At 67.1% G+C, this 10,762-nt stretch carries 12 protein-coding genes; 11 read left to right on the top strand and 1 reads right to left on the bottom strand.

Annotation, left to right across the window (positions count from 1 at the left end):
* Positions 1-174 precede the first annotated feature (174 nt).
* From ACIQ09_RS20510 to ACIQ09_RS20470, 9 genes are all read left to right on the top strand, one after another.
* Entirely contained in the window at positions 175-735 is a 561-nt protein-coding gene (locus ACIQ09_RS20510) for a flavin reductase family protein (RefSeq protein WP_398314004.1), read from the top strand.
* 4 nt (positions 736-739) lie between these two features.
* Positions 740-1,060, top strand: coding sequence for a hypothetical protein (locus tag ACIQ09_RS20505; protein WP_398314002.1), 321 nt, complete (start codon positions 740-742; stop codon positions 1,058-1,060).
* Between the two features lie 147 nt (positions 1,061-1,207).
* Positions 1,208-1,786: a phasin family protein gene (locus ACIQ09_RS20500; RefSeq protein WP_398314000.1), complete on the top strand. Its 579-nt coding sequence runs from the start codon at positions 1,208-1,210 to the stop codon at positions 1,784-1,786.
* Positions 1,787-1,859: 73 nt separating this feature from the next.
* Complete coding sequence (locus ACIQ09_RS20495; protein ID WP_398313998.1) at positions 1,860-2,936, top strand: alpha/beta hydrolase family esterase; 1,077 nt, start codon at positions 1,860-1,862, stop codon at positions 2,934-2,936.
* Positions 2,937-2,963: 27 nt separating this feature from the next.
* Complete coding sequence (locus ACIQ09_RS20490) at positions 2,964-4,049, top strand: ADP-ribosylglycohydrolase family protein (RefSeq protein WP_398313996.1); 1,086 nt, start codon at positions 2,964-2,966, stop codon at positions 4,047-4,049.
* Between the two features lie 219 nt (positions 4,050-4,268).
* The gene (locus ACIQ09_RS20485) at positions 4,269-4,778 is read left to right on the top strand and encodes a hypothetical protein (RefSeq protein WP_398313994.1); all 510 of its coding nucleotides are present in this window, start codon (positions 4,269-4,271) and stop codon (positions 4,776-4,778) included.
* A 70-nt stretch (positions 4,779-4,848) separates the two neighbouring features.
* The gene (locus ACIQ09_RS20480) at positions 4,849-5,238 is read left to right on the top strand and encodes a hypothetical protein (RefSeq protein WP_398313992.1); all 390 of its coding nucleotides are present in this window, start codon (positions 4,849-4,851) and stop codon (positions 5,236-5,238) included.
* Entirely contained in the window at positions 5,235-6,224 is a 990-nt protein-coding gene (locus ACIQ09_RS20475) for a 4Fe-4S binding protein (RefSeq protein WP_398313990.1), read from the top strand. Before ACIQ09_RS20480 ends, ACIQ09_RS20475 begins: the two co-directional genes overlap by 4 nt.
* Complete coding sequence (locus tag ACIQ09_RS20470; protein WP_398313988.1) at positions 6,221-6,712, top strand: hypothetical protein; 492 nt, start codon at positions 6,221-6,223, stop codon at positions 6,710-6,712. Before ACIQ09_RS20475 ends, ACIQ09_RS20470 begins: the two co-directional genes overlap by 4 nt.
* A gap of 72 nt (positions 6,713-6,784) precedes the next feature.
* Here the strand turns inward: ACIQ09_RS20470 and ACIQ09_RS20465 are convergent, their stop codons facing one another.
* Positions 6,785-8,269, bottom strand: coding sequence for a YdiU family protein (locus ACIQ09_RS20465; protein WP_398313986.1), 1,485 nt, complete (start codon positions 8,267-8,269; stop codon positions 6,785-6,787).
* Between the two features lie 145 nt (positions 8,270-8,414).
* Here ACIQ09_RS20465 and ACIQ09_RS20460 point away from each other — a divergent pair, with 145 nt between their 5' ends.
* Positions 8,415-9,809, top strand: coding sequence for a histidine kinase (locus ACIQ09_RS20460; protein WP_398313984.1), 1,395 nt, complete (start codon positions 8,415-8,417; stop codon positions 9,807-9,809).
* Complete coding sequence (locus ACIQ09_RS20455; RefSeq protein ID WP_398313982.1) at positions 9,802-10,437, top strand: response regulator; 636 nt, start codon at positions 9,802-9,804, stop codon at positions 10,435-10,437. The genes ACIQ09_RS20460 and ACIQ09_RS20455 overlap by 8 nt, the downstream gene beginning before the upstream one ends.
* The last annotated feature ends 325 nt before the right edge of the window (positions 10,438-10,762 follow it).

Here is a 10,762-nt window from a genome sequence, read left to right as displayed (position 1 = left end):
TGCCATGCCATGGTAGATGAAAGGCTATGGCGTAAGCACAAGGTATACCAGACTATAGCGAAGGGTTATTCCCGGCCTCGCACCGGCCAGGAAAACATGTCAATGGGGTTGTGTGGAACGGTATGGCGCTAAGGGGGTAGACTTGGGGGCTGTATCGATTTCTCGTTTCGTGCAATGACCCTTCAGCCCGTCCCCCTTCCCAAAGCCTATCGTCTCCTCAACCACGGCCCCACCGTGCTGGTGTCGTCAGCCCATGCCGGGCGACGCAATGTGATGGCGGCCGCGTGGAGCATGCCCCTCGATTTCGACCCGCCCAAGGTGGCCGTGGTGATCGACAAGGCCACCTTCACCCGCGAGCTGATCGAAGCATCCGGCGAGTTTGTCCTGGCTGTACCAACCCGCAGCCTGGCTGCACAGACGCTCGCGGCGGGCTCCTCATCGGGCAAGGACGGTGACAAGTTCGACGCCCTCGGGCTGGAGGCGCACCCCGCCAGCCAGGTGGCGGCGCCCCTGCCGGCGGGCTGCGTCGGCTGGCTCGAATGCCGGGTTATCGAAGAACCGCACATCCAGCGTACCCATGACCTGTTTCTCGCCGAAGTGGTGGCGGCCTGGGCCGATCCGGCGGCTTTCTCCGATGGTCACTGGCATTTCCAGGCTGACGCGCAGCGCAGCATTCACTATATTGCCGGAGGCAATTTTTTCGTCACCGGCGAGGCCTTCGACGTGAAGGAGTAAACCCATGGAAATGCCCTCAGTTTTCGACAGCTCACAACTTGCCCGCATCATCGAGGAGGCCATGATCTTCCAGTGTGTCTGCCCGGCCCAGGTGGCCCAGCACATTTTCAGCCTGCGCGAGCTGTACCGTTACCAGTACAGTTGTTCCATCACGCGCAGCGAGGATTTCGGTGTGCACGCCCGCATCATGGAATCTGTGCAGCGGACGCATGCGGAGATGGAGCAATGCCTGAGCGACGTCCTCATCGCCGAGGGCTGGGATATCGCAACGCTGACCATGCCGGAGGGCTTGCGCCAGCAGCGCGACGACCTGCTGGCTGACTGATTTTTCTGGCGTGGCGGCGTGCCCGGAATGGGTTTTGGCAGTATGTGAAACTATTTTGTTGCACTGCACAAAAAGCGCTTGCAATTGTTTTTGTTGCGGTGCAACATAGAGCCATACCGAATCGCCAACCTATCTCAGGAGATCACCATGTCCGTTACCCCCGAAACCATCGTCGCCGCCTCCAAGGCCAATGCTGAAGCCGGTCTGAAGACCGCCACCAGCTTCATCACCACCCTCTTCACCGCTGTCGAGCGCGTTTCCAGCCTGAACCTGGCAACCGCCCGTGGCGCCTTTGACGACAGCGTTGCCTTCTCCAAGGCTGTGATCGCCGCCAAGGACCCGAAGGCTCTGGCCGCCCTGAACCTGAGCGCCATGTCCCCCGCCGTTGAGAAGTCCGTGGCCTACGGCCGCAGCCTGTCCGACATCGGTGGCGACACCCAGGAAGAGCTGACCAAGCTGGTCGAAGCCGAAGCCGCTGCTCTGTCCAAGAATGTGGATAGCGCCCTGGAAAACCTCTTCAAGAACGCCCCGGCCGGCTCCGAGCCCGCCATCAAGGCTGTGAAGACCGCTCTGGCCAACGCCAGCTCGGCTTACGAAGGTGCCCAGAAGGCCGCCAAGCAAGTCGCCGCTGCCGCCCAGGCCAGCGTCGAGAAGGCCACCCTGGTTGCCGTCGAGAACGTTGAAAAGGGCACCAAGGCCGCTGCCAGCGCCCTCAAGGTTGCCTGATGTTTCAATCAATCCTTCGGGATTGAAGCAAAAAGGCCCTTCGGGGCCTTTTTGCATTTCTGAGGAGTCACGCATGGCCCGTCGCAAGTCACCCCTCGTCTCCGCCCTCTTCAAGCTGACCCGCGCTGGTGTGCGCCAGTCGACAAAGATCGGCAAGGCCGCCACCCGTCAGGGCATTGCGGCTGGCGGGCGCATCGCCAGTTCGGCCCGCCATGTGATGTCGGGCATTGCGACCCCCGCCGATGCGCCGGCCTCGGTAACCGGGGGGCGCTGGCACGAAGGGCGCTGGGGGCTGGGCCCGCTGGCCATGCGTCGCTACCGGCTTTTCATCCCCGCCGGGGCAACTACCCGTCGCCCGATTCCCTTGCTGTTGCTGCTGCATGGCTGCGCCCAGGATACGGCGGCCTTCGCGGCGTCCACTCGCTGCGCCGCCGTAGCCCGGGAGCGGGGTTTCGCCGTGCTGATGCCCGAGCAGGCCCAGGAAGCCAACCCCCAGCGCTGCTGGAACTGGTTCGGCAGCGATGCCCGGGTCGGTATGGAGACCCGCATCCTGATGGCCATCGTTAATCATGCGGTGAGCGCCCACCCGCGGATCGGCGGGCCGCTCTTCGCCATCGGCCTGTCGGCCGGGGGCTCGATGGCCCTGACCCTCGGCCTTGAGCATCCGGAGCGTTTCGTTGCTGTGGGCAGTCACTCGGGTGCCGCACCCCACAGCGCGGTCACCCCTTTGCAGGCGGGGCAGACCATGCGCGGCCGGCGTTCCCCGGATGCCGAGCCCATCGTCCGTGCCCTGAACGGGCGTGCCGCACCGCCCTTGTTGTTGATCCATGGGGATTTCGACCCCGTGGTGTCGTATGCCAACGCCGAGACTTCGGCCGGGCTGTGGGCCGATCTGTTGCCCGAGGGCACGAAGATGAGCGTGGCCAGCGGCGAGATCCGCCGCGGCAGCCGGCGTCGCGTCACCCGGCAGGACTGGAAAGTGGGGCGTCAGCCCTATGTTCGCCTGCTGCGTGTGCATGGACTGGGCCATGCCTGGAGCGGCGGGGCGGCCGGGCAGGCCTTCTCTGATCCGGAGGGGCCCGATGCCCTGCGCCTGGCCTGGCAGTTCTTTGCCGCAGTGATGGAACGGGCGCCGGACAAAGCCGTCTGACGGTTTTGTGCTGATGAGGAGCCCGCCATGCCTACCCAATCCCTGCAGGATCGCGCCGCGGGAGCCCTGATGGGGGCCTTCATCGGCGACGCCCTGGCGCTCGGCCCCCACTGGTACTACGACCTGGATGAACTCCGCGCCGATTACGGCGACTGGATCTCCGGCTACACCGACCCACGCCCCGGGCGCTATCACGCCGGCCTGAAGGCGGGCCAGGCTTCTCAGGCCGGCGTCCTGCTGGCCCTGACGCTCAATTCCCTGGTGGCCCGGGGGGCCTACGACGAGGCGGATTTCTGCCGCCGGATGGACGAGGATTTCTTTCTGCAGATCGACGGTACACCGATGGCGGGGCCCGGGGGCTACACCAGCCAGTCAATCCGCGAAGCCTGGCGCCGCCGGGTGGGCGAAGGTTTGCCCTGGGGGCAGTGTGGCGGCAATGCCGACACCACAGAGGCCGCCGAAAGGGGGCTGGCCATTGCCGTGCGCTATGCCCTGCGGCCTGCCGAGCTGGCCGCAGCCCTGACCCGCAACACCCTGCTCACCCAAACTGACGGCACAGTGGTGGCCATGACCGTGGCCTTTGGCGCCGTGCTGGGCATGCTGGTGGAGGGGCATGCGCTCGATGCTGCGCTGTCGGGCAAGCTGATGGCCCGGGTCAAGACGGGGGAGTTGCCCTTCCATGCGGTGACCCGAGGTCGTCTGGGCGCGCCCCGGCCCGGCGAGCCCGAAGCCGCGGTGGCGGGGCGCTTTCCCTCTCCGGACGCGCTGCTGGGGCCCTCGGCGATGGCCGCCGCTGCCCACGACCCGGATATCCGTATCGAGCCGGCGTGGAAGGTGTCGCTGGTGTATGGCATGCCCTGCGCGGTGTATCACCAGTTTCCGGCGGCCTACTACCTGGCTGCTCGTTTTTCCGATGATTTCGAGTCGGCCGTGCTGCACGCGGTGAACGGCGGCGGACAGAACCAGGCCCGGGCCATCCTTACCGGTGCCCTGGCAGGCGCTCAGGTCGGGCTGGCGGGTATTCCGCGACGGTTCATCGACGGCCTTGAGGGCGGTGCGTCACGCCTCGCCCAGGCCCGGCGGCTGGCCGTCCAGCTGGCTGCCGAGCACTGACGCCCGGTTTCGCAATGATCTCTCTGCCGGCCCCCGTGCGCGGATGTCGTGATTCCTGCCTACGGGTTGCGGCTACGCCAGACAACTGAAGCACCACACAGTCTGGCGGGCTTGAACGGACCGTTGGCAATCGCCCGCAGCATTCCAGTGTCGTTACAATGGGCGCCATCGGACGACCGGACGCAGCGATGAAAGGCCGGCTCGAGCAGAGGAGAGATCATGGGTGTCATTTTTGCCAAGACCCGCAAGGGGCACGAGGAGATTGAAACCCGTTCCGGCGCCCTGAGCCCCCGGGTGCGTCGGGTGCTGATCTTCGTGGACGGGAAGCGCGGCGTGGAAGAGTTGCGCGGCATGCTGCAGTACGACGACCTGCAGCACACCCTGGGCCTGCTCGAAGAGGACGGTTTCATCGAGATGACCAGCCCCGCCGGCGGGTCGGGCGGGCTTGCAGGTGCCGTTCTGGCTACGGCCTCCCTGACCGCCTTCCGCCTGCACCCCCCGGGTGACGATCCGGTGCGCTTGCAGAAGGCGCGCAACTTCATGCTCAACACCCTGAATGCCTTTGTGGGTGCCCTGGGGACCAGTTCCCTGCAGGACAGGGTCGAGGCGGCGCGCAGCCCGGCAGATCTGCGGGCCCTTTTCGACGAGTGGTATCACGCCATCGTGGCCTCCCGGGACGGTCGCCGGGAGGCGGAGCAACTGCGCAGCAAGCTGCTTGAGGTGATCTGAGGCGGCAACTCGGGGGGCTTGTCCCGGGTCAAGTCACTTCCCGGGCGGCAGGGCTAAGCTCGACGCTCCCATGGAAAATACCGACCCCGATCCGGACATCCCCGGCCGCGAGATTGCCGTTGCCGCCGAGGCCCTGTACCTCGCCAACCTGATGCTCATCCCCGGCCTGGGCTTTGCTGCCCTGCTGGTGCTGTGGTGGCTGCAGCGCCGGAGCGCCCCGGCGCTGGCCCGCGGTCACCTGCGCCAGACCGTTGCCGCGAGCCTGTGGGCCGGCGTGCTGCTGATCCTGGCCAACGGGGCGATCATCGCCGCCGGTGGCTATGGAGCGGCCTCCACCTGGGTCGTGGTGATCCTGTATTTCACCACCTGTCATGCCACGCTGATCTTCTGCGGCGCCATCGGCCTGGCCCGGGCGCTGGCCGGCAAGCCCTTCCGCTTTCCGCTGATCGGGCCGCGATGATGGGACGGACACGCGTCATTCCCATCGTGCCGGTGGCGGCTCCGGGGCAGCCGCGCCAGTCCCTGCGTCGTTGGGCGCAGGCGGGCTTCTTCGTGCTTTTCGTCCTGGCGCCGGTGTTCGACCTGCTGCGCTTCGACCTGGTAGCTGGTCACGCCTGGATTCTGGGCTTTGAGTGGCATGCGGGCCTGGAGGATTTCACCCGCGGGGCAATCGATGCCCCGGGTGTCGTGGCGCGGGTGATCGGCCGGGTCCTGTTGCCCATCCTGGGGGTGGGTGCGCTGCTGATCTGGGTGGCTTGGCGCTGGGGGCGGCTCTACTGTGGCTGGCTGTGCCCGCATTTCTCGGTGGTCGAAACCATCAATGCGTACATGCGCCGTGCCACCGGCCGGCCGAGCCTGTGGGAGTCACGTCCGCTGCCGCCCCGCGAGCCCGACGGGACGCCGGTGCGCTACGACCGGGCATGGTGGCTGGTCACCGTGCCCCTGGCCGTGGGCTTTGCCTTTGTATGGGCCGTGGTGCTGCTGACCTACCTGCTGCCGCCCTTCCAGGTCTATGGTCATCTGTTGGCCGGGGCGCCCACCCGCAACGAGTTCATCTTCATCACGGCGGGGACGCTGGTGCTGTCGGCCGAGTTCCTGTTCGCGCGTCACCTGTTCTGCCGTTACGCCTGTGCTGTCGGCTTGTTCCAGAGCCTGGCCTGGATGGGCAACCGCTCGGCGATGGTGGTGGGCTTCACCCGCGACCGGGCGGCCGACTGTGCCAGTTGCTACAGTGCTTGCGACCACGTCTGCCCGATGCGCCTCAAGCCCCGCAACATCAAGCGCGCCATGTTCACCTGCACCCAGTGCGCCCAGTGCGTCAGCGCCTGCGAGACCACTCAGCGGGATAACCCGGAAGGGCCCCTGCTCCAGTGGGTGAGCGGCGAGGCGGCGCGCCACAACGAGGCGGCCTTCAGTGCGCCAAAACCGGAAAGGAAGATCCCGTGAGCGGCTTCAACGACTTTGCCATCGCCCGTGCCCTGCATGTCCTCACCGTACTGATCTGGATTGGTGGCGTGGCCTTTGTGACCTGGGTGCTGCTGCCGGCCTGCCGAGCGCTGGCGGATGGTCAGGCTCAGCTCGATCTTTTCGAGCGCCTCGAGCAGCGCTTCGCCGCCATCGCCCGCTGGAGTGTGCTGCTGGCGGGTGGGTCGGGCCTGTGGCTGATCTGGCGTCTGGATGCCTGGGCGCGCTTTGCCGATCCGGCAAACTGGTGGTGGATGCACGGCATGGTGGCGGTATGGACGGTGTTTGCGCTGATGCTCTTCGTGCTGGAGCCTTTCGTGCTGCACCGCGTGTTCGAGGCGCGGGCCAGGCGCGATCCACTGGGCGCCATGGCCACCATCCAGCGCCTTCACGGGGTGTTGCTGGGCGTGAGCCTGGTGGTGCTGGTGGGGGCTGTGGTGGGCAGCCACGGCGGCTTCGTCTTCGCCTAGGTGTTGGCTTCGGGCGGTCAGCCCGGTGCTGACCTTCGTCTTGCTGGCTTTTGACGTGAAGAAGATCCGCCCTCAGCTTGAACAACTCACCGCCAGCCCTTCTGCCCAGTCGGGGGGCGGTGCGGCGAAACGTTCGTGCTCGGGCTGGTCGTCAAACGGACGGGACAGGCAGGCGTGGACGGCTTCCACTTCGCTGTAGTCGCCACTGCGCGCCGCCCGGATGGCGGACTCGGCGATCCAGTTGCGCAGTACGTATTTCGGATTCACGGCCTGCATGGCGGCCTGGCGTTCAGGGTCGGGGCGGGCTTCCGCTCCCAGGCGGGCGCGCCACAGGGCAAGCCAGGTGTCGGCGGCGGCGCGGTCGATGAAGAGGTCGCGTACGGGCGCGTCGGCGGCATCGCGCCCGGCATCGGCCACCCGTGCCGGGAGGCAGCCGAGCTGGCGGAAGAACTGGGTGTAGTCCGGGTGGTGGTCCTGGAGCAGGCCGAAGGTCTCGCCGATGAAGTCCTCGTCGCCGGGCAGGGCCTGGGCGAGGCCGAGTTTGGCGCGCATCAGGTTCATGAAGTGGCCCTCGAAGGCCGGGGCGTAACTCTCCTCGATGGCCGCCTGGACGGCATTCTGATCGCCGGTCAGGGGGGCCAGGGCGCGGCCCAGGGCGTACAGGTTCCAGTGGCCGATCTGCGGCTGTGACTTGTAGCTGTAGCGGCCGTGGTCGTCCGAGTGGTTGCAGATGTGGTTGGCGTCGAAGGCGTCCATGAAGCCGAAGGGGCCGTAGTCGAGGGTCAGGCCGAGGATGGACATGTTGTCGGTGTTCATCACGCCATGCATGAAGCCGACGGCCTGCCAGTGGGCGATGAGCTCGCCGGTGCGCCGGCCCACGTCGCGCAGCAGTGCCTCGTAGGGGTTGGCGGCCTCGCGGCATTCGGGGCGGAAGCGCTCTATCACGTGGTCGGCGAGCTGGCGCAGGGCGTCCATCTGGCGCAGGACCCGCCAGTGCTCGAAGGAGCCGAAGCGGATGAAGCTGGGGGCCAGGCGGGTGACGACGGCGGCAGTTTCAATGGTTTCGCGGCGCACCGGGGCGCTCGAACCGACCACGCACAGGGCCCGGGTGGTGGGGATGCCGAGGGCTGCCATGGCCTCCGAGCAGAGGTATTCTCGGATGCTCGAGCGCAGCACGGCACGCCCATCGGCGAAGCGCGAATAGGGCGTCTGACCGGCGCCCTTGAGCTGGATCTCCCAGCCGCTGCCGGGCCCCGTGATCTCGCCGAGCAGGTGGGCGCGCCCGTCACCGAGCTGCCCTGCCCACACGCCGAACTGGTGGCCGGAATAGACCGCGGCCAGCGGCTCGCTGCCCGGCAGCAACTGGTTGCCGGCAAATATCTGGGGGAACTCGGGGCGGGCCAGTTCGGCCGGGTCCAGCCCGATCAGCCCGGCCACCTCGGCGCTGGCCGCGACCAGGTAGGGGCGGGGCAGGGGCTCGGGGGCCAGGCGCGTGTAGAAGGTGGAGGGCAGGCGCGCAAAGGCGTTGTCGAAGGGCAGGGATTCGAGGCTGTGCATGATCGTTGGGCCGGTCTGGTTTTGGAGTGGGTCGGGCAAATTGCCTGCCGGGGATCGGCTAAGCTGCGCCCCGAGGCGCGTCAGGCGCCATCCGGAAAATCCGACTAATTCAGTATGGTATGGTTCCGCGGGCTTCGGGGGAAGCATGAATGAGCACATGAGGAGGGGGCGCGATGCCGCTGCCGTCGACCTGAAGCGTCACCTGCTGCTGCGGGTGAGCCTGTTTGCCCTGGCCATCGGCGTGGCGGCCGGCGCGGTGGTCCTGCAACAGGCGGTGGAGCGTATCGGTACGCACATCCAGCGTACCGGCAATACCGTCGAGCGTCTGATCGCCGGTGAGGTGGACCAGACCCGGGACGCTTTCCGGCGCAGCCTGGACGGGATGGCACTGGCTTCCCTGGACGGTATTGGCCCTTTGCTGGGCATCTGCGTGGCGGTTGACGACATCTATAAGCGTCCGGTGATACAGCGCTGCTTCCACGCCGGGGGCGAGGCACCGGCCGCGGTGCGCTGGGTGCTTGCCGGTTTGATCGGACCGGAGCTGCATTACCGGGGCGTGATCGGCCAGTACCCGGGGGTGAAGGTGGGCGAGTTCGTGGTGACGCCGGACCTGAACAGCGAAAGCCTGGCCGTATGGAAGCAGATCCAGACCGTGTTGGGCATGACCCTGGGCATCCTGCTGCTCAACCTGTTGATCTACCGGCCGGTGCGCCGCGCCCTGCGCCCGACCGACCAGATCCTGGCCGTGCTGGGGCGCATGGAGGCCGGCGAGCTGACGGCGCGCATGCCGCGCCCCCGGCTGATCGAGCTGCGCCGCATTGCTGCCGGCTTTGACCACCTGGCCGAGCAACTGCAGAAGACCCTGGCCGCCCAGCGCCACCTGGCCCTGCGCCTGCTGGCGGTGCGCGAGGAAGAGCGGCGTCGCCTCGCGCGGGAACTGCACGACGAGTTCGGCCAGTGCCTGGCCTCCATTGGTGCGGAGGCTGCTTTCATCCGGGGCCGCGCCGAGATGCGTGATCCGGAGCTGCTGCCGGCTGCCCGCGCTGTGGCGGCGGTGACGGCGCACATGATGGAGAGTCTGCAGGGCATCCTGCTCCAGCTGCGGCCGGTGGGCCTGGAGGAGTTCGGCCTGCAGGCGGCCCTCGGCGAGCTGGTGGGCGGGTGGCGGCGCCGGCAGCCGGAATGCCGCTTTGAGCTGGAGGTCGACGGGGACATCGATGCCTTGCCTGACGCCTTGCGTACCGGCCTCTACCGCATCGTCCAGGAGAGCCTGACCAACGCCCTGCGTCACGGCCACCCTCGGCGGGTGGTGGTGGATGTGCGTGCCGACGCGGCGGGCTGCCGCCTGCAGGTCGATGACGACGGGGCCGGCCGCGAAGGGCCGACGGCGGGAAGTGGCCTGGGGGTGCTCGGCATGCATGAACGGGTCGAGGCGCTTGGAGGGCGTTTTGCGCTGGTGCCCCTGCTTCCCCGTGGCATGCGTGTGGCGGCAGATTTTCCGGCCGAGGCCGTGCGAGCCGTGGAGATGAACGATGAGTGAAGGAAGCCGTCTGGTGCTGGTGGACGACCACGCCATCGTGCGGGAGGGCTACCGGCGTCTGCTCGAATCCCGCCCGGATCTGCTCATCGTCGGCGAGGCCGCCACCGCCCGGGACGCCCTCGACCAGTACAAGGCGCTGGCGCCGGATGTGCTGGTGCTTGACCTGGGGCTGCCCGACATGGGGGGCGTGGAGCTGATCCGGCGCCTGCTGCAGCGGGATGCGGGGGCGCGCATCCTGGTCTTCACCATGCACCGGGAGCCCCTGTTCGCCACCCAGGCCCTGCGTGCCGGCGCTCTCGGCTACGTCACCAAGAGCAGTCCGCCGGAAGTGCTGGTGAACGCGGTGTACCAGGTGGCGGCACGGCGCCAGGTGATCAGCCCGGACATCGCCCCGGAGCTGGCCCTGGCCCTCATCGACCGCCCGCGGGAGCGACTGGCCGAACTGGCCCCGCGGGAGTTCGAGATCCTGCGTCTGCTGCTGGACGGCTGCAGTGCCGACGAGATCGGCACGCGCCTGTCCATCTCCGCCAAGACGGTGCAGAACTGCCACTACCAGATCAAGAGCAAGCTCGGGGTGCGCAGTGATATCGAGCTCACACGCCTGGCGCTGCGCATGGGCCTGATCTGAGGGCGAGGGAATGAACCTGCTTTCCTCAGGTTGACGTGGTCTGACAGTCGGCGCGGCGGCTCTTGTGGGGTCGAATTCACTCGACCTCCGCGCGCTCATTCATCGGCCTGCCTTTGAACCGAGTCCGAGGTCGAATGAATTGGCTCTGTTCGCGTTAAGTGTGGAAAGCGTTTTCGCTCCGGCTGGTAGGGCTTGAGTCCTTACGGACGGCTTTCCGTTCTCTTACGTCACATTGGCCGGGGACTCGCCCCCGGCGGGCGACCTTCTTTCTTGTTGTACGACAAGAAAGAAGGCAAAGAAACGTACCCCGCTGTCGCGCCCCCTT

Origin of the sequence: Zoogloea sp. (assembly GCF_044344315.1) — a bacterium.
Classification (GTDB): domain Bacteria; phylum Pseudomonadota; class Gammaproteobacteria; order Burkholderiales; family Rhodocyclaceae; genus Zoogloea.
This window is presented reverse-complemented; position numbering and strand designations above follow the sequence as displayed.

Coding starts and splice junctions, on each gene's coding strand:
- ACIQ09_RS20485 (WP_398313994.1), top strand. CDS start 4,269: ATGGGTGTCATTTTTGCCAAGACCCGCAAGGGGCACGAGGAGATTGAA.
- ACIQ09_RS20480 (WP_398313992.1), top strand. CDS start 4,849: ATGGAAAATACCGACCCCGATCCGGACATCCCCGGCCGCGAGATTGCC.
- ACIQ09_RS20500 (WP_398314000.1), top strand. CDS start 1,208: ATGTCCGTTACCCCCGAAACCATCGTCGCCGCCTCCAAGGCCAATGCT.
- ACIQ09_RS20505 (WP_398314002.1), top strand. CDS start 740: ATGGAAATGCCCTCAGTTTTCGACAGCTCACAACTTGCCCGCATCATC.
- ACIQ09_RS20455 (WP_398313982.1), top strand. CDS start 9,802: ATGAGTGAAGGAAGCCGTCTGGTGCTGGTGGACGACCACGCCATCGTG.
- ACIQ09_RS20490 (WP_398313996.1), top strand. CDS start 2,964: ATGCCTACCCAATCCCTGCAGGATCGCGCCGCGGGAGCCCTGATGGGG.
- ACIQ09_RS20475 (WP_398313990.1), top strand. CDS start 5,235: ATGATGGGACGGACACGCGTCATTCCCATCGTGCCGGTGGCGGCTCCG.
- ACIQ09_RS20495 (WP_398313998.1), top strand. CDS start 1,860: ATGGCCCGTCGCAAGTCACCCCTCGTCTCCGCCCTCTTCAAGCTGACC.
- ACIQ09_RS20460 (WP_398313984.1), top strand. CDS start 8,415: ATGAATGAGCACATGAGGAGGGGGCGCGATGCCGCTGCCGTCGACCTG.
- ACIQ09_RS20465 (WP_398313986.1), bottom strand. CDS start 8,269: ATGCACAGCCTCGAATCCCTGCCCTTCGACAACGCCTTTGCGCGCCTG.
- ACIQ09_RS20510 (WP_398314004.1), top strand. CDS start 175: ATGACCCTTCAGCCCGTCCCCCTTCCCAAAGCCTATCGTCTCCTCAAC.